The organism is Streptococcus jiangjianxini (genome assembly GCF_040225085.1).
GTDB lineage: Bacteria > Bacillota > Bacilli > Lactobacillales > Streptococcaceae > Streptococcus > Streptococcus jiangjianxini.
The window spans coordinates 19,996-37,474 of the sequence record NZ_JBEHGL010000009.1; the positions used below are offsets into that span (position 1 = coordinate 19,996).

Here is a 17,479-nt window from a genome sequence, read left to right on the forward strand (position 1 = left end):
GTAAAAAGAGCCCTTTATCAACACTGCCACACTCAACTAGAAAATCCGAAAACCATTCTATCACGATGAGTAAGAACTAGAAATACAAACCCTTTACGACTTAGGCTATCTTTCTGTCCTATTAGAGGATGCTATTTTATAACTTTGTCTAACGATTAGTTTTGGAACGAGCAAGGTAGTTACCACCTAGATGGACTTTACTCAATTCTTTTAATTTGCCTGAATCTTGAAGTTTTTCTAAAGCACCATTAAAAGATTTTTGTAGGGCTTTTTGATCATCTGCAAAAATAATATAATTATTTGGATTATCTTTACTCTTAATGTCAGTGACGTGTAAATCCAAGCTTTTCTGTTTTATAATCGTTTCAACTGATATTTTATCGAAGATTAAGTAGTCAAATTCGCCATTTTCCAAATCCAGTAACCTTTTAGAGACATCCTCACCAGAATAATCAATTGTTGAAGGATTATCCTTGTGCTTCTTATTCCAATCTGACACTAATTTAGCTGTTGACGTCCCTGTATCATCTTGTGTTGTTAATCCACCAATATGATTGAGTTGATTCACTTTGGCATTATTGGGACTCACAAGAACTAATGGATTGGTTGCAATCGGTTTAGAATAAAGATACTTATCCGCACGCTCTTTGGTATAACTTAAGTTATTAGCTGCGACTTGGTAATGGCCACTGTCTAAACCAACAAAGATACTTTCCCAACTGGTCTTCTTATAGGTAAAACGATAGTCATCCATCAACTTGTCTGCCGCTTTTAAAACCTCAATATCATATCCCGTCAGCTGTCCTTTCTTTTCAAAAGAAAACGGACGAATATCTCCCGCTGTTGCTACCACTACCTCTTTCTCCTTGGCCTGTGCTAGGGGCGATATGACTAAACCAGTCACAATCGTTAAGCCTAAAAATAGCTTCTTCATAGACAATCTCCATTTCTGTTATTATCATAGGTTTAGTTGATATCATAACAAAGTTCGAAGCAAGTGACTAATGCTTATTTGTTATGATAAGTTATCAAAAAGAGTTATAACCAAAAAAGAAATCTAGAACTCTCAAGATACCAATCATTCTTCTAGACGGTTGAGACATTGACCATCTACCGTAAATTGGAACAAGAAAAGGACTAAAATGTTACAAAAAAGCATTGCCATTAGGCAACACTTTTCTATCTTGTTTTATGAAAATCTAGTGGACACGCCCTACTAATAGCATATCGGAGCTGTCCTATTTTTTGATTCACTTTACGATAAGAGTTGATTATAGAAAAACAAACTCTTAGAACGGTTGACTTAGGGCTTCTTTATGAGGATTTTCCTCCAAATAAAAAAGTTGAAGAAAAAGCTTTTTTCGAGCATTTTCTTCAACTTGAAAGGCTCAAGCATTCTTCTTTTATTAGAAATCTGCCACATTGTGGTAAACTTTTTGAACATCGTCGTCATCTTCAAGAGCATCCACGAGTTTTTCGAATGTTGCTAACTCTTCCCCCTCAAGCACTACTTCAGATTGTGGAATCATCTCAAGCTCTGTTACTTGGAATTCTTCAACACCTGATTGGCGAAGGGCTTCAAGTCCTTTGTGAAGATCAGTTGGCGCTGTGTAAACAGTGATGGTTCCTTCATGTTCTTCCACATCATCCACTTCGACATCAGCTTCTAGTAACTGCTCAAATACTGCGTCAGCATCATTACCAGCAAAAACGATAACACCTTTTTTATCGAACATATATGAAACAGAACCAGCAGCACCCATGTTGCCACCATTTTTACCGTATGCTGCACGAACATTAGCTGCCGTACGATTAACATTTGAGGTCAAAGTATCAACGATAATCATAGAACCGTTAGGTCCAAAACCTTCGTAACGACCTTCTACGAACGTTTCATCAGTGTTACCTTTGGCTTTATCAATCGCTTTATCAATTACGTGTTTTGGTACTTGCGCCTGCTTAGCGCGGTCGATAACGAACTTCAATGCTGAGTTAGTCTCAGGATCTGGATCGCCTTGCTTAGCGGCTACGTAAATTTCAACACCAAATTTAGCATAAACCTTAGATGTTGCACCATCTTTAGCTGTTTTCTTTGCAACAATATTTGCCCACTTACGTCCCATGGGATTCACCTCGTATATTTGTTATGATTTTGGTTTAAAATAAGAACCAATGACTTTATTATTATAGCACTTTGGCAGGATTTCGTAAAATTTCACTGGGATCAATGATTAGATTTAATTCCAAGTGGAATTCTTCCAAAATTCTGTTCCTTGAGTTCAGGATGCCCTAGTTGATAGATAGCATCTGCTCTTTGAGTGGTTTCATCCCAAGTTTTAACCCCAATACGACTGACAATATCCACAGACTTTTTCACACTTTTCAAGTGTTCCTGTCCTTGTTGGGAAAATCCTAAAAGCCGAATAGCTTCTGGTAATGGTTTTTCCACAGCATTAACTAAAATGTATGTTAACACCCGTCTAACCCTAGCCTTGGTAAACCGTTTTGTCGATACCTTATCCACAAGGTCTTCGAGAGACGAAGCTGATTTGATAGCTGATCGTATCCGACTAGCCAATTCATCATTAACTTGAAAGACTTTAGTCAAATCAGGATGCGTCAACATTTGGTATGTCAACAACTGAAAATAGTTATCCCAAGAAACTTGTGGACAAGCCTGTAATAGTTTATAATTTGGTACTGACTTTTCCACAAAGTCATAGTCATTTCTGTGCAGACGGATAGCTGTTGCTGATGCGATAGATTCCTTTTTACTTTCTGAATGAAAACCTGCTCCAAGGCGTTTGATAGGCTGTAAACTCATCCCTCTAATGGCACAAGCCTTGGTATAAGCCAATCCCAGAATGTGATTTGGCGTATTTCCCGTAAAAGAAATGCCCGTAAAAGCCTCCCACATCTGTTGGCTTTTTTGAGGATAAGTCAGATGATCTGGCAAGGAGGCAAGATAAGCCTGTATGTCCTTTTGCTTTGTCACATAAATCTCAGCCATATGATTATAGTCAATCAGTTCTTCCGTACCAAAAGCTAGCTGGTCAACCCCCAACTGCGATAGAATGTTCACTGCCCCTTTCGCAAAATAATCGGCAGATTGGACAGACACTAAAAAGGGTAACTCAACAACTAGATCTGCTCCATTTTCCAAAGCCATCTCGGCTCTGGTCCACTTATCCACAAGAGCAGGTTCGCCACGCTGCATGAAATTTCCAGACATAGCTACTATCTTAAGACCTTTGGCTTGTCGCAATAAGTATTTGTGCCCATTGTGGAAAGGATTAAATTCAGCGATAATACCGGTAACTACCATGATAACCTCACTATTTTTGAGCTACGAAAAACCATCTCTTACTCGTTTCCGTCGGTTCTTTATCTTCAAAGTCAGCGTAGAGTTTGAAGGATTTAAAGCCAGCTTGTTCAAGGAGGATATCGTAAGTCAAAATATCATAAGTACGTTCTTCGTGGACTTCGTCAAAGCGTGTGAAACGACCATCTTCATCTTGGATAAAGAAGGTTAACTCGTGAACCACCGAATGAGGCGCTTCATCTTCAAAAGAGTCCCAAACCATGGCAAATTCTTCCGCATTTTCATGGTAAGAATAACCTGGAAAAACCTCATCTATTTGATAGGTTGAGTGGACATCAAAGATAAAGACACCGTCATCATTCAAGCAATCGTAAACCTGCTTAAAGACATCTCCAACATCAACTTCGTCCTGCATATAACAGATAGAATCTGAATAACACGTCACAAAATCAAACATACCAGCCTTTGATAAATCTAACATATTGCCTTGTTGAAAAGCAATATGTTGCTTAGCTGACAGAGCACGTTTTTGAGCAATATCCAACATCTCTTGACTCAAATCTAAGCCAGTAACATCAAACCCAGCTTGTGAGAAACGAACAGACTGAATGCCAGTTCCACAGGCCAACTCTAGTAATTTCTTTCGATGTTTAGATTTGGGTAAATGACGCAGTGAAAAATCTGTCCACAAATCATATAAAGAATCATCCATGATGGCATCGTAAACCGATGCAAAGGTCTCGTAGTTTTTAATCATGATACAAAGCGCAGCTAGGACAGCATTTATGCTGCCAAGAGTCTTTAACAAGCCTTCAGATCGACTAAAAAGACAAGCTACTTTTCCTTTCTATTCTCAAAAACCTTGCTTTTTAGCAAGGTTTATTTTTTATAGTTTATGCAAGATATTCTGCGACATCCACTTCTGGTGCTTCATGCCACAGTTTTTCAAGGTTGTAGTGGAATCGTTCATCTTCTGAGAAAATGTGAACCACAATATCGTTAAGGTCCAAGAGAACCCATCCCGTCTTACTATCGCCTTCGATGTGACTAGGGTCTCCACCAGCCTCTTTAACTTTCTCACGGACGTTATCCGCAATAGCCTCTAGTTGACGGCTGTTAGTTGAGCTAACAATAACGAAATAGTCCGTCACACTGGTCAATTCAGCTAAGTCAAGGACGAGAATATCTTCTCCTCGTTTTTCATCAGCTGCTTTGACTACCAATTCAAGTAATTCTGTTTTGTTCATTCTTTATTAAACTTCCTTCATATACTTCACAAAACTGTTGTAAGTTTCGATGGTTTTTGGGTAAATAGGCTGCGCTTTTTGAGCCAGAAAGGCTACGGTATTAATCGTTTCGTAAGCCACTGCTTGATCAAGATTCTGCTGTGCAATTTCACGGGCTTTTGCAACCAAAGGAAAATCACGATTGTGTTCAATATAATCAGCCACATAAACAATTTTATCCAAGGTTGTCATTTCTGCATCGCCAATGGTGTGAATTTCAATGGCACGCAAAACATCTGGATCTGTTAACCCAAGCTCTTCTTGGATTTTATAGATGCCAACCACACCATGCCAGATATTATTATTCCACTGTTTTAAATCAGGGTCCAAGTGATGTCTATCAATCAGCTGTAAAAACTCCTGGTCAGAACTTTCCTTGGCGTAATCATGTAGTAACCCTGCCAAGCCCGCTTTAACTTCATCGTAGTTGTTTAAACGAGCTAGATTGATCGCTGCTTGCTCTACTCCTAAGACGTGCGCAAAGCGTTTGGCACTCATAACTGACTGCAGCTTTTCCAACAGCTGGTCTCTGCTATAAGTTGTGTAGGATTGGTAACTCATTGGTAAAGTCCTTCTTCTTTGATATAATCCAAGACTGGCTTTGGAAGGAGATAATTAGGCTGACGACCTTTTTTGATGTAATCGCGAATCATGCTTGAGGAAATATCCAAGAGTGGAACGTCAACCCAGATGACTGGATAGGAGGTTCCTGCCTTGTATTTAGGACGTTGAACACCAACAAACTGAACCATTTGGACCAGTTCATCAATTTTATGCCATTTTGGCAAATAATCAACCATATCGGCACCAATAATAAAGTAGTAATCCACATCAGGATTCTTCTCAATAAGAAGCGCCATCGTTTCATAAGTATATGAAATGCCCTTGCGTTCGAGTTCAATGGTTTCAATAGCTAAACCTTGAACATCTTGAATGGCCAATTCCAACATTTTAAGCCGATGCTTCTCATCAATAGTTTCTTTATGATCTACATGTGGTGGCTCAAACTCAGGCATGAGATAAACTTGATCCAATCCTAGTTGTTGACGAACCTGGTCTGCGACTACTAAGTGAGCATTATGAACAGGGTTAAAGTTTCCCCCTAAAATACCGACTTGCTTGCGGTCAGTTTCTTTTTTCTCTTCTTCTAGCTCCACTTTGGTAAAGGGAGTTAAGAGCTCAATGGGCATAGCTACTCCTTACACGATACGATTGATTGTTTATGTTGTTTAGTTTGATTTTAAGGCTTTTACTTTTGGTGAGAGTTTACGATTTTCCTTTTTGGCTGATTCTTTAAAGAGAATTAAGATGCGGCCAATTTTTAAAACGGTATCACAGCCGATTTCATCTTCTAATGTTTCAGCGACATCATGAATATCTTCATCAGTATTTTGAAGAAGTGTTACTTTAATCAATTCACGCGCATCCAAAGCCTGACGAACACTGGTTTTAATGTGGTCATTGAGACCGTTTTTTCCAATTTGAATAATGGGCTTTAGAGAATGCGCTTCTGATTTCAAGAAGGCACGTTGTTTACTTGTTAGTGACATAAAATCTTTCTTTTTCTATTATTAAATCAAAGCTTTTCGGACCAGCACTGATACACCTTCTGGTGCCCAAGCGGCGACGACTGTCGGATTTTCTTGAGTCGTGTTGACACGAATCCAGCCAAGCCCCGAAAAGACAATATCCGTTTTGTCTTTGACAGTGAACTCATGGCGAACTAATTTTGGAAAATCAGCTTTTTCCTTGTTAGATGGTGGCGTCAAGAGACTTCCTGCGTGCTTTTCATAAAAAGCATCTGCTCCATCTAATTTGGTACGGTGTAGTTCTAAATTATTATCGAAATAAGCAGTAAAACCTTGCTTTTGACCTGAAACAAAGTCAAAACGTCCCAAACCACCTAAAAAGAGGGTTTGCTCTGAATTCAGCTGATAGGTTTTAGGTTTGATTTCCTTTTTGGGGCTGATATATTTAAGGTTTTTAGCTGTCAGGTAATGCGCCATTTGATGACGATGAATAATCCCTGGCGTATCATAGATGTAGGAACCATCGTCAAGCGGAATTTCAATCTTATCAAGCGTTGTCCCTGGGAAGCGTGAGGTAGTAATCACATCTTTGTCACCAGTAATTTCTTGAATAATAGCATTGATGAGGGTTGATTTACCGACATTGGTTACTCCAACCACAAAAACATCGCGTCCGCGGCGATATTTTTCGATGGCAGCAATCAACTCGCGAATAGCTGTTTTGTTTTGTGCACTCGTTAAAATAGTATCAACAGGTCTAAAACCTTCTTCATGAGCTCTTTCAGTCAGCCATTGTGTCACCTTAGCATCTTTAACTGACTTAGGTAAAATATCTTTTTTATTCCCAACAAGAAGAACATCATTTCCCGATACAAATCGAGGCAGGCCAGGAATCACAGAACCATTAAAGTCAAAAATATCTATGACATTGACAACCAAGGCATCGCTATCACCGACTTCATGTAAGAGTTTTAAAAACTCGTCATCCGAAATATTGACATCAACTATTTCATTATAATGACGTAATCTGAAACAACGTTGACAATAGAGTTCACCTGTTTCAAGTCCTTTTTCTAGAGCGCTTTTAGGAGTAAATCCTGCTTTTTCTTTATTCTGCGTTTGGATAATGGCGCCACAGCCAATACATATTAATTCTTCCATTAAATTCCTTTTTGATAGATCATTTTACCGTATTTTTCTTCCAATCTTGCCCAGACACGGCGTTCTCTCGCACGATTGATTTTTGTATTCCAAGCATCAGATGATACGATTGGTTTCACCAAAATAGAACGGATACCTGCGCGATGGGCTGCTCGAATATCTGTCATCAATTGATCACCAACCATAACAACTTCTGATTTATCAAAGCCATAGCGCCCAATAGCAATATCAATGCCACGTGTAAATGGCTTCAAGGCCCGACTAACAAAGTCAACACCAAACCGTTCCACTGCTTGCTTAACACGCGCGTGATTGTTATTTGACACCACAACCACTGGAATATCCGCCTGAGTCATTTCATCCAACCAAGCTCGCAGCTCATCGGTACCATCAGGGTTATTCCAGGCAATCAAAGTATTATCCAAATCTACCAAGACCGCACGAATACCTTGGCGAAGCAAATCGTCCGCCCGCAAATCATAAACAGCCTCAACCACATGGTCCGGCCTATAATCTTCAATAGCCAATATATTCTCCAAAAAATATAATATTACTCCTTATTATAGCACGCAACCTGAATATAGTAAAACAAACACCACTAAAGCCACGACAAACGCATGAAACAGTTATTTCCGAATTATAGTATAGATAAAAATATTTTATCTAAGCGTTTTCGCTATAGGAAAAACGCTTAAACATGGCTACTATTTTTGTAAATTCTGAACATTGAAATACAGAAAACTTTATTTTCTTGCCAAAAATCCTTCATGCGTTTGTCGTGCTCTAAAGCCTATTAAATCAACGTTTTTTTATTGTTTAGTTAACCCTATCCACCGTTAAAGAACTTTGTAGAGGTAACTAAAAGGATAACTCACTTTGAGACGAGTCCAGCAAGCAAGAACTGTCTTGTCAGTAGATACATGTTTTAATTATCCAAATATAAGCTGATGACACTATTCTAAATCCAAAATCAACGTAAATCCTCCTTTGTAAGACATGCAGATTTGGACAACAGTCGTTTTGAACTATTTTCTTTTCTTTTTTCATTTATTTTGGGAAAGAAAACTCTCAGAAAGCTTATGATATCATCCTTTCTAAGAGTTTATTTTTTATCATCAAATCTTGCATTTACACGTTATCTATCGCTTACAAGGGCTATCTCCCTTCTGATCTGCTATTTTTAAATAAGGTTTTTGAACTGTGAGACTTGACCTCGTTTTTACCAATGAATTGTGCTTAGCTGTCAAATGGACTTGTGTCTTTTCCTTAATAGTGACAGAACTCACCTCCATTAGAAGTATGACCTCAATATCGACTATTTGCAGCTGCTCTATTCCTATATCATCTAGTCTGAACTTTCTTAGTCCTTCTTTAAAGGAGAAGCAGCACCCTAATCAAGATGTCCTTCCCCGAATATCTCCTCATCCATCTAAGATGATGTATTAAACAGCTCAAAAAATAGCTCTGACCTTAGCCAGTAAGATTGAGCCAGAAAATTCTCAATTGTGCCATCAAACAAACCAAGCTACATACTAACTAAAGTCATAATGAATGCTGTCAAGCATTCTTATAATACTTACAAGGTAGAACCCTTCCATTCAATACTACAATCAAAGATTTTTTGTTTTTCCTCCGATGTCGTTTCTTCTATCTCACCAATCAATATTTCAGCAGCTTCACGGCCTTCAGCATACGCAGGCTGAACGATTGTTGTTACTGTTGGAGATGAAAAATTGGTCCATTCCAAATTATCGAAACCAACCAAACCAATCTTTGGCATCTCGAAGTCCAACTTTTTCATGACACTAAATACCATATGTAGTGCCCAGCAATTGGGGACAAAAACCAAAGTGTTATTGGCTCTATTGATATGTTTGTCCAAGAAGTCTTCGAGCAAAGCTTCATCAGCATCGTCTTGATTGATAATTAATTTTTGATAGTCATAGTTCTTCTCAGATAAAGCATCTATAAAACCTGAAGCACGTTCGATTCGTGTACTTAATAAACTAGTATCTGCTGTAACCATCACAAAATCAGTATAGCCTTTTTCGATACTGACTTGTACCATATCATAAACAGCATCATAGTTATTCGTTTTCACCCAATTTGTCCGATGTTCATATAATTGACTATCAAAAAAAACCATCGCTTTTTCTTTTTCTCTAATAATTCTTGAGTATTTCCTAAAATTCGATGTTGGTTGGATGATAAATCCATCAACACCTAAATTAAGCATGTTTTCAATGTAATGATCTTCATTTTTAGAGTCATAATTACTATTACCGATGATAACTTGGTAGCCTTTTTCTTTGGTAACTGTTTCAATACCTTTTACAATTTGATTGGAAAAGGTATTCGTTATATCTCCAATGAGAACACCAATTAGATGGGTTCGCTTAGAGTTCATGCTCCTTGCAATAACACTAGGTCTATAACCAGTTTTTTGGATAGCTTTTTCAATACGCTGACGAGTTTCTTCTGACATCTTTTCAAATTTGTGATTTAAGTAAAATGATACCGTAGTCTTAGACGTCTCTGATAATTGCGCGATGTCAGTTATCGTAACTTTTTTTGGCAAACTTATTCTCCCTCCTCACTTTATTAATACTATTATATCCCATTTAGTATACCACATTTTCACAAGACAAAAACTTGATAATGCTTGTAACAACTAACTTTTTAAACGATAATAGCGAGAGTTTTTAATATCAAATACAACTACTTTCCCCCGACATTTACGTCCTTTTATTTTATAGAGTTTATCCCCTGTCAAAATATCACTTACCATTACGCCAACAAGATAATGATGGTCACTGTCGACAATTTCCCAAGCTAGGCCATTCTTCAGTGGCTTTTCAGAACCTGTCTGAATCAACGGTAACTCAGTCACTCGACAATTGTGATCGGCTATCAAAGTATAGTCTTGACTATTATCTTCAAATGATATGGTTTTATAAAGTCTCTTACTGTCTACTAACTGATTATAGCGTTTAGAAATCAAGCAAGTATCCTCATTAAATGGAACAGCGCTGTGAAAATACAGCTGATTAACCCTATGATGATTGATGGTAACATCCTTGTCTAAGATAAATTGACTTTCCAAATCATGCTTTCCCGGATGGCTGATTTCATCAACAATAAGCGTGACATGGTTTGGTAATCCCAAAATAAGTCGGTTATGCATGAACGGTTTTCCGCAAATATCAGTTGAGTAAAGCCCTTCCATTAAAAACACATCATCCTGCTGAGTCAGCGATACATGGTTTGCTGTCGGATATTTGGCATAGCTCCAAGAATCTGTTATTTCTTCTAAATTTTTATCCTTAATGAAACAAGTCGAATGACTCTTTGAACTTTTTAACCAATAACGTATCGAGTCTTCTCGATAGGTGTAGCGCCCCGGATCAATAATAATGGGCACACCCCTGTCATAGAGACATAAGCTATTTTGATCGCTGTGACTATGGGCACTACCTAATGGACCACACTTAAAAAACAAATACCTCTGCGGCTCTTTAAAGCAAATATGTCCGCTACAATCAAATAGACTTATTTGCGCTCGCTCAGGTTCAGCCTCAATCTGTTGATAGTGCTGGACAGCTATTTTTCCAAAATACATTAAGCTTTCAATATTAACCTTGCAATAACCATATGTTTTTAATTGCCCAGACTTCAGGACTAAAGCTGATAATGTCAAAATATCACGCGTATCCGTCACATCGCTATCTCCAAATGCTATCTGATGGTGATCTGGACCAGTCATCATCACGATGTAATGGGCCATTTTTTCAAGCACAGCTATTAAACGATTTTTATAATCTGGTACAAAGATAGCAAGATCAAGCAATGCTTTGTAAACTTCGACATGGTACATGATCGATTGTTCATACTGAGTCCCATCTTCTAAAATCTGCAATCTTAATTGTTCTTCTAACTCATCTTCTGCAAAAGCCCTTAGCTCTGGCATGTCAAACTCATCTTCAAAATAATACAGCCAAGTTAATATTGCTACCGTCTGAAATACTCCCCAATTGCTCAAACTGTACTTTTCAATATAATGGTCCTGCAAAAATTGAAGTTGTTTTTTAACAGAACCTAAAATTTTGACTAATTCGTCTGACTTTATTAGTCGATCACGTTGTAAGTACAAAACAACTTTCAACCAAACCAAACACCTAATAGCTGTGTCTAACGTACGACTTGTTAATGACTCTGGTTTCAATTCAAAATCACAATCAATCCAATGAAACATCATCTCTTTTAACTTACCGATATAACGGTAGTCATCTTCAACTAAGTGTACAATAAGAAAGTTTAACAAATAACTTTGCCTATTTAACATATAATTCCATTCATTATCATCAGTCACGGCTTGATCCCAGCACAACTCACTCAATCGATAAGGAATATGACAGGGCTCCATATCCCAGTTACCATTGAATACAAATGTATTATCCAACAATAAATCGACAGATTCTCTAATAGATTCGTACGATTCCTTGTGATGTTTCAAAATATACTGTCTACTAAAGGAACTGTCATGGTTACTAAAAAACCATTTCGCACGCTCTTTGTTCATAACCTATCATTCCCCAACTATTCTAAATAAAAAAAGGATCAGTACAAAGTCCAATCCCTTTTCTATCTTATTACGCAAGCACTCCTAACCAGCTACCAATAATTCCGATAATAACGGTTAAGATAACCAATTTATAGGTTGACCATTTTTTAGTTTTAATAAGATAAAACATTAGTAAGGTATAGAGAACTGGTAGCATCGCTGGAGCGATTTTATCAAGCATACCTTGAACGGTAACAATTTTTTGAGAGGCACTTGTGACCTTATCGGGTGCAAATGTGTACGGAATCGTTAATTTCACCTGTGTTGCTGCCAAACTTGAAATAACGGTAACCCCAACAATGTTAGCAGCCCGAGAAATAACTGACATTTGCTCACTTAGTTTGTCAATAAATTTTGTTCCCAATTTATAACCATATAAACCAGTCACAAGTTTAATGGTAGTTAGGATAAGGTTCATTGAAACAAAGAAGAGAATCGGTCCTATCACCAGCCCATCAGAAGCTAGTGAGGCTGCAATAGTTGAAAAAAGCGGCGCCAAACAAAATTGTGATAGGGAGTCACCTATCCCTGCCAATGGTCCCATAAGAGCCATCTTAATGCCTCGAATTTCATCTTGTGGGCGATCGTTTTCTAACATTGCCAAATGCAAACTCGTTACAAATGGTAGAAAATGAGGGTTCGTATTATAAAATTCCACGTTTTCTTCTAAAGCTGCTGTCAGTCCAGCCTTATCATTACCATAGTATTTTTTTAGCGCTGGATACATGACATTCGCATAACCCAAACCTTGATAATTGCTATAGTTAAAGCCATTTTGTAAGTAAAATGCACGTAAAGCTGTTTTTGTGTAATCACTTTTTGCTAATTTTTTAGATCCAGTCATCTTGAGCCTCTCCTTCAGGTTTTGATTCTGCCATCGTATTAGTAGGTTTTCTAAAGACATCAATTAAAGCAAATATCGTTGCTATCAAAGCTACACCGATTGTAGGTACACCTAAAACCGATGACGTCGTGACTGCGGTTAACACCCCATCTTCATTAGCTGTTGGCGTAAGGGCTGGCAAACCAAAGTAAACTGCCAGAACATAACCCAAAATGATATAAGGAATAAGTTCTTTTTTAGCCATGACAGAGAGAATCATTGCAAACCCAATCGCAGGCAACATTCTACCTGCAAGTGTTAAACCATTAAGAAGTACTGGTGGAATCAGCGCGAACATCTTCGTAAGCGTATCCATGGACAGGGCACCTGTAATGCCAAGTAAGAAGCCTACAGCTGCAAATGCCCAGATAGTGCCATTGGCTGCACGCTTAAAACCGTTTAAATTCCCCTGTTGAAGAGCCTTTTTAGCTGCTTCAGGACTACCAGCAAAAGCAGTATACGTTGCTGTTTGTAAGAATTGAATACCAACAGCAATTGGTGTAGATAATGCCAAAGCAGCTTCTGGGGTGATTTTATCTTTACTTGCTGCTGTTGTAATTGCCATCAATGTCCCAAAAATTCCTGGTCCGATAGGGTTAGGTGGTACAGTCCCTCCAGCACCGACTCCAAATCCCATATAAGCCAATTCAGAAATAGCACCTGCTGCTAAGGCCGTTGGAAGGTCTCCTAAGATAACGCCAACCCCTAATGATAGGACAATGCAACGATTGGTATACAAACCAAGCAACATACCACTAAAGCAAAATGCTGTCCACAAACCAATTAAAATAGCTTGTACAATACTAATATCCATTTTGTTCTCCCTTTATATAGATACTTCTCAATAAGCATCAAATAATGTAGTCTAATAAGTCAACATCAACACCACCATCGTTTCCTGCAGGTGTCGACTTTGTATCAAATGTCACTTGATAGTCATGATGTAGTCTCCTTAAGCAGTCTTTGTCAGCTGACCCTAAGAAAATAGAACGGCTAACTTGTTCCTTACCTTCGGCATTGTGAATATTACCAACATTAATATGTTTAATAGGAACGCCACCTTCAACTAAACGATAAGCATCTTTTAAATCTTTCACAATGATAAAAATAGTCTGAGCTGGGTTTGCTTTGTGAATAACATCAACCACTTTTTGAATGCTAAAAAATCTCAATGCAATGGATTCTGGAACCACTGTTTTCATCAATGTTTGCTGAATACTATCTTGTGAAACAGCATCATTAGCCACAATAACGGTATTACAGGACAAAAATTTTACCCATAATTGTCCTTGTCCATGAATTAGTCTCTCGTCGACACGAGTCATTACAATATTCGGTACTGCCATTTGTTCTCCTTTTTCTTCCCTTTCAGGATTTCTTCTTTTTGTTTCTAGGTTTGATTAGATTACTAAGATAACTTATTTACCAGTAAAGCTCCCAATCTTTATAAAACCGAATAAGCGCTTCTAAATAATAGTAATCTCCCCAGATGTTTCCTTCATCAACTCCTTTTCCCGAGTGCCAAGAATAGACACCATGTAATAATAATGGTCTTCCTGACTCTATGTCGCGATTTGAGTAATGATCAATGAGACTTCTTAACATTGTATGCATAGCATGCTTGTAGACGTCTTTATCCTGGTCTACTTCTGGTAGGTATTTTAACATCTCATGAATGCCACAAACGGCAATGGCGGTTGCTGATGAATCCCGTGATTGATCTGAGCCATCACTAAAGATAAGATCCCAATAAGAGACGTTATCTTTTGGTAAGCGATTCAAGAAATAGTTGGTCATGCCCTTAAATAAAGGTATTTGTTGGACATCCTTCATTTTTCGATAACTCAACGGAATACCATAAATGCCCCAAGATTGTCCTCGAGCCCAAGATGAGTCGTCACTATAGCCTTGTCGTGTTACGCCTTTGATAGGTTGACCCGTTTGAGGATCAAAATAATAAGTATGAAAGGCAGACGCATCATCTCGAATGACTGTATTAGCAGAGCTATAAAAGTGAGTTTCAGCTATTTCCTTGTACTTCATGTCTCCGGTTTGTTCATAAGCGAAGAAAAGAAGTTGAATATTCAAAAGGCAATCTATAATCAAGCGATAATGGTCTTTATGGCCTAACTCTCCCCAAGCCTGGATAAAACCACCTTTTTCTTGGTATCGCTCGATTAACTTGTCTGCAGCTTTGATAGAAGCTTCAAGTGCTGATTCATCTTGATTAATACGATACTCAGCCATACAAGAAGGAGTGTAGAGAAAGCCCAAATCGTGATGGTCTAATTCAATTTGCTGATTAACACGTTCCAAAAAGGATAAGACATTAGCATGAGCCAAGTCTTTGATTGTCTCATCTTTGCTATACTCAAAAGCTAACCACAAACATCCTGTCCAAAACGCATTCGTCCATTCCGTATTGTCCATTACATGATATTGATTATCAAAAGTGGCTGGAGTTGGATAATGTTCACCAAAGTAGTCAATATTACAGCGTAATTGCTCTAACGCTTGATTAATCGCTAACTTAACTTCTTCCTTTGTGAGTAATGGATGAGATAGGAACTCCTCCTTATTCTTGATTTCTTCAATCACAACATTTTTTATGACTGGCATCACCTAAATCCCTCCCTCGAATTCAACCTGTTCTTCATCTTCTGTCAAACACTTCGAAAACTCCGAAACACCTAATTGAGCAGAACTAAGAACTTTTTCCGTCAATGCATCAAGTTCATGATAGTTATTGCGTGAAAAGGCTGCTTCAATGAGCATAGCTAGATTTAATCCACTTAACACCTTTATCTCCCGATCTTCTTCCGAAATGGATAATGTCGATGCAATGTTAAAGGGAGTTCCTCCTAGCAAATCAGTCAAAATCAAAATACGTTTGGAATCTCCCAAAGCAGATAATAATTGATTTTGCAAATCATCCGAAGACATTGAGGCTAGAAAGTTTATCCCAACAATGTCTTCTTGCTTTCCTGCAATCAACTCCAAAGAGCTTAAGATACCACTTGGAAAGTTCCCATGAGCTAAAACAATAATTTTTGTCATATTTTCTCCTTTTGAGTTTACCGGTTTACTACGCAAATCAATTATAGCGCTTTCAAAAAAAGCTGTCAATACTTTTTTGATAAAAATTTCTCAAATCATTCTTTTTATTCTCATCAGTCCCCAACAATCATTGTAATCAAATGAGACGTCTAGCACTTAGACTAATAGTTAATATACTAAAAATTTAATAATCAATCGATATAGTACGACTTAATCTAGCCAAAGATGTTCCCCTGCTTATTTACTTATCACCTATTATTTATTAGTAACGGGAATCATATGGATACTCTTCGCAAAGAAAAAAACCATTTAAAATAAATATGGGTGACTTTCAGAATACTGAAAAAGTCCCGTTTGATACTCTTTTGAAGTTAAGTATAGCAAGAAAAACGCTGAAGTCAGCTATTAGATGAACATATTTCATAACTAGTTTTAGTGACAATCAAGCTTAATGCTTCAATTCATTAGTCATTATTTAAAGTATTTGTCTACATTCAGATTGAATAAAACGACTACTTTAGACAATTTTCGTCAGCTTTTCCTTATTTTGTAACGTAAAAAACTCTTAGAAATACTAACCTATCAACAATACTTCAAAAATAGTTATTGTTTAATGATGTAAAAGTCAATTTCTTGATGTCTTCATGTTCCCAAAATTTCACCCACGTTCTATCTACACTCTAATTCTTTTTATGTTTTCTTGAAAACGATAACATAAAATTGTTGACAAAACCGGTTTACCGTGTTAGTATCTTTGTAAACGGGTTTACTACTTATTTTTGGAGGTAATTATAATGACAAAGAACTTTTCACTAGAGCACTTTTCACTCCACGGTAAAATTGCTCTAGTGACCGGAGCATCTTATGGCATTGGTTTTTCTATCGCAACTGCATTTGCCAAAGCGGGGGCAACCATTGTTTTCAACGACATTAACCAAGACCTGGTAAATAAGGGACTTGCAGCTTACAGTGAACTAGGCATTGCAGCCCATGGCTATGTTTGTGACGTTACCGATGAAGATGGTATTCAAAAATTAGTTCACCAAATCAAAGACGAGGTTGGTATTATCGATATTCTAGTCAATAATGCAGGCATCATTAAACGAACACCGATGCTGGAGATGGAACCAGCTGATTTTCGGCAAGTCATAGATATTGATTTAACGGCACCCTTTATCGTATCTAAAGCTGTCATTCCTGGAATGATCGAAAAAGGACATGGTAAAATCATTAACATTTGCTCTATGATGAGTGAACTAGGGAGAGAAACAGTAGCTGCATATGCAGCCGCTAAAGGTGGCCTAAAAATGCTAACTAAGAACATTGCTTCTGAGTTTGGTGCCGCAAACATCCAATGTAATGGTATTGGTCCAGGCTATATTGCAACTCCTCAAACAGCACCACTGCGTGAACTTCAAGAAGATGGTACTAGACATCCATTTGATCAATTCATCATCTCAAAAACACCGGCCTCTCGTTGGGGAACTCCTGATGATTTAAGCGCTCCAGCCGTCTTTTTAGCAAGTGATGCTTCAAATTTTGTTAACGGACATATTCTCTATGTCGACGGTGGTATCTTAGCATATATTGGTAAACAACCTGAATAGAAAGGAATACAAT

At 37.8% G+C, this 17,479-nt stretch carries 18 protein-coding genes; 1 reads left to right on the forward strand and 17 read right to left on the reverse strand.

The features are described 5' to 3' along the window. Positions 1 to 148: 148 nt before the first annotated feature. From ABP870_RS05040 to ABP870_RS05120, 17 genes are all read right to left on the reverse strand, one after another. Complete coding sequence (locus ABP870_RS05040) at positions 149 to 934, reverse strand: transporter substrate-binding domain-containing protein (RefSeq protein ID WP_350014379.1); 786 nt, start codon at positions 932 to 934, stop codon at positions 149 to 151. 472 nt (positions 935 to 1,406) lie between these two features. After that, complete coding sequence (locus ABP870_RS05045; protein WP_350014380.1) at positions 1,407 to 2,123, reverse strand: YebC/PmpR family DNA-binding transcriptional regulator; 717 nt, start codon at positions 2,121 to 2,123, stop codon at positions 1,407 to 1,409. Between the two features lie 101 nt (positions 2,124 to 2,224). Continuing rightward, positions 2,225 to 3,325: a nucleotidyltransferase gene (locus ABP870_RS05050; protein ID WP_350014381.1), complete on the reverse strand. Its 1,101-nt coding sequence runs from the start codon at positions 3,323 to 3,325 to the stop codon at positions 2,225 to 2,227. A gap of 10 nt (positions 3,326 to 3,335) precedes the next feature. Further along, a complete protein-coding gene (locus tag ABP870_RS05055) occupies positions 3,336 to 4,079 on the reverse strand; it encodes a class I SAM-dependent DNA methyltransferase (RefSeq protein WP_350014444.1) in 744 nt (247 codons plus the stop codon). Between the two features lie 136 nt (positions 4,080 to 4,215). After that, positions 4,216 to 4,569 carry a ribosome silencing factor gene (gene rsfS, locus ABP870_RS05060; protein WP_350014382.1) on the reverse strand — a complete coding sequence of 118 codons (354 nt, stop codon included), beginning with the start codon at positions 4,567 to 4,569 and terminating at the stop codon, positions 4,216 to 4,218. Between the two features lie 6 nt (positions 4,570 to 4,575). Next, positions 4,576 to 5,169, reverse strand: coding sequence for a bis(5'-nucleosyl)-tetraphosphatase (symmetrical) YqeK (gene yqeK, locus ABP870_RS05065; RefSeq protein WP_350014383.1), 594 nt, complete (start codon positions 5,167 to 5,169; stop codon positions 4,576 to 4,578). Continuing rightward, complete coding sequence (locus ABP870_RS05070) at positions 5,166 to 5,798, reverse strand: nicotinate-nucleotide adenylyltransferase (RefSeq protein WP_350014384.1); 633 nt, start codon at positions 5,796 to 5,798, stop codon at positions 5,166 to 5,168. The genes yqeK and ABP870_RS05070 overlap by 4 nt, the downstream gene beginning before the upstream one ends. Positions 5,799 to 5,837: 39 nt before the next feature. Further along, positions 5,838 to 6,158 (reverse strand): ribosome assembly RNA-binding protein YhbY, encoded by a 321-nt coding sequence (gene yhbY, locus ABP870_RS05075; RefSeq protein ID WP_350014385.1) that lies wholly within the window; start codon positions 6,156 to 6,158, stop codon positions 5,838 to 5,840. A gap of 21 nt (positions 6,159 to 6,179) precedes the next feature. Further along, the gene (yqeH, locus tag ABP870_RS05080; protein ID WP_350014386.1) at positions 6,180 to 7,298 is read right to left on the reverse strand and encodes a ribosome biogenesis GTPase YqeH; all 1,119 of its coding nucleotides are present in this window, start codon (positions 7,296 to 7,298) and stop codon (positions 6,180 to 6,182) included. After that, complete coding sequence (locus ABP870_RS05085; protein ID WP_335339152.1) at positions 7,298 to 7,825, reverse strand: YqeG family HAD IIIA-type phosphatase; 528 nt, start codon at positions 7,823 to 7,825, stop codon at positions 7,298 to 7,300. The genes yqeH and ABP870_RS05085 overlap by 1 nt, the downstream gene beginning before the upstream one ends. A gap of 1,049 nt (positions 7,826 to 8,874) precedes the next feature. After that, positions 8,875 to 9,876 (reverse strand): LacI family DNA-binding transcriptional regulator, encoded by a 1,002-nt coding sequence (locus ABP870_RS05090; RefSeq protein WP_350014387.1) that lies wholly within the window; start codon positions 9,874 to 9,876, stop codon positions 8,875 to 8,877. A gap of 93 nt (positions 9,877 to 9,969) precedes the next feature. Next, a complete protein-coding gene (locus ABP870_RS05095) occupies positions 9,970 to 11,877 on the reverse strand; it encodes an alginate lyase family protein (RefSeq protein ID WP_350014388.1) in 1,908 nt (635 codons plus the stop codon). A 70-nt stretch (positions 11,878 to 11,947) separates the two neighbouring features. Next, complete coding sequence (locus ABP870_RS05100) at positions 11,948 to 12,763, reverse strand: PTS system mannose/fructose/sorbose family transporter subunit IID (protein WP_350014389.1); 816 nt, start codon at positions 12,761 to 12,763, stop codon at positions 11,948 to 11,950. Then, a complete protein-coding gene (locus tag ABP870_RS05105) occupies positions 12,750 to 13,616 on the reverse strand; it encodes a PTS mannose/fructose/sorbose/N-acetylgalactosamine transporter subunit IIC (protein ID WP_350014390.1) in 867 nt (288 codons plus the stop codon). The genes ABP870_RS05100 and ABP870_RS05105 overlap by 14 nt, the downstream gene beginning before the upstream one ends. A 37-nt stretch (positions 13,617 to 13,653) precedes the next feature. Then, complete coding sequence (locus tag ABP870_RS05110) at positions 13,654 to 14,148, reverse strand: PTS sugar transporter subunit IIB (protein ID WP_350014391.1); 495 nt, start codon at positions 14,146 to 14,148, stop codon at positions 13,654 to 13,656. Positions 14,149 to 14,224: 76 nt separating this feature from the next. Next, positions 14,225 to 15,421, reverse strand: coding sequence for a glycoside hydrolase family 88 protein (locus ABP870_RS05115; protein ID WP_350014392.1), 1,197 nt, complete (start codon positions 15,419 to 15,421; stop codon positions 14,225 to 14,227). 3 nt (positions 15,422 to 15,424) lie between these two features. Next, positions 15,425 to 15,859: a PTS sugar transporter subunit IIA gene (locus ABP870_RS05120; protein ID WP_350014393.1), complete on the reverse strand. Its 435-nt coding sequence runs from the start codon at positions 15,857 to 15,859 to the stop codon at positions 15,425 to 15,427. Between the two features lie 794 nt (positions 15,860 to 16,653). Here ABP870_RS05120 and ABP870_RS05125 point away from each other — a divergent pair. Continuing rightward, on the forward strand, positions 16,654 to 17,466 hold the full coding sequence (locus ABP870_RS05125) for a gluconate 5-dehydrogenase (protein ID WP_350014394.1): 813 nt from the start codon (positions 16,654 to 16,656) through the stop codon (positions 17,464 to 17,466). Positions 17,467 to 17,479 lie beyond the last annotated feature (13 nt).

What these genes read in the sequence shown, in the direction of transcription:
- ABP870_RS05040 (WP_350014379.1), bottom strand. Translation starts at nt 934, where the DNA reads ATGAAGAAGCTATTTTTAGGCTTAACGATTGTGACTGGTTTAGTCATA.
- yqeH (WP_350014386.1), bottom strand. Translation starts at nt 7,298, where the DNA reads ATGGAAGAATTAATATGTATTGGCTGTGGCGCCATTATCCAAACGCAG.
- yhbY (WP_350014385.1), bottom strand. Translation starts at nt 6,158, where the DNA reads ATGTCACTAACAAGTAAACAACGTGCCTTCTTGAAATCAGAAGCGCAT.
- ABP870_RS05055 (WP_350014444.1), bottom strand. Translation starts at nt 4,079, where the DNA reads ATGATTAAAAACTACGAGACCTTTGCATCGGTTTACGATGCCATCATG.
- ABP870_RS05070 (WP_350014384.1), bottom strand. Translation starts at nt 5,798, where the DNA reads ATGCCCATTGAGCTCTTAACTCCCTTTACCAAAGTGGAGCTAGAAGAA.
- yqeK (WP_350014383.1), bottom strand. Translation starts at nt 5,169, where the DNA reads ATGAGTTACCAATCCTACACAACTTATAGCAGAGACCAGCTGTTGGAA.
- ABP870_RS05100 (WP_350014389.1), bottom strand. Translation starts at nt 12,763, where the DNA reads ATGACTGGATCTAAAAAATTAGCAAAAAGTGATTACACAAAAACAGCT.
- ABP870_RS05050 (WP_350014381.1), bottom strand. Translation starts at nt 3,325, where the DNA reads ATGGTAGTTACCGGTATTATCGCTGAATTTAATCCTTTCCACAATGGG.
- ABP870_RS05120 (WP_350014393.1), bottom strand. Translation starts at nt 15,859, where the DNA reads ATGACAAAAATTATTGTTTTAGCTCATGGGAACTTTCCAAGTGGTATC.
- rsfS (WP_350014382.1), bottom strand. Translation starts at nt 4,569, where the DNA reads ATGAACAAAACAGAATTACTTGAATTGGTAGTCAAAGCAGCTGATGAA.
- ABP870_RS05125 (WP_350014394.1), top strand. Translation starts at nt 16,654, where the DNA reads ATGACAAAGAACTTTTCACTAGAGCACTTTTCACTCCACGGTAAAATT.
- ABP870_RS05045 (WP_350014380.1), bottom strand. Translation starts at nt 2,123, where the DNA reads ATGGGACGTAAGTGGGCAAATATTGTTGCAAAGAAAACAGCTAAAGAT.
- ABP870_RS05105 (WP_350014390.1), bottom strand. Translation starts at nt 13,616, where the DNA reads ATGGATATTAGTATTGTACAAGCTATTTTAATTGGTTTGTGGACAGCA.
- ABP870_RS05115 (WP_350014392.1), bottom strand. Translation starts at nt 15,421, where the DNA reads ATGCCAGTCATAAAAAATGTTGTGATTGAAGAAATCAAGAATAAGGAG.
- ABP870_RS05110 (WP_350014391.1), bottom strand. Translation starts at nt 14,148, where the DNA reads ATGGCAGTACCGAATATTGTAATGACTCGTGTCGACGAGAGACTAATT.
- ABP870_RS05095 (WP_350014388.1), bottom strand. Translation starts at nt 11,877, where the DNA reads ATGAACAAAGAGCGTGCGAAATGGTTTTTTAGTAACCATGACAGTTCC.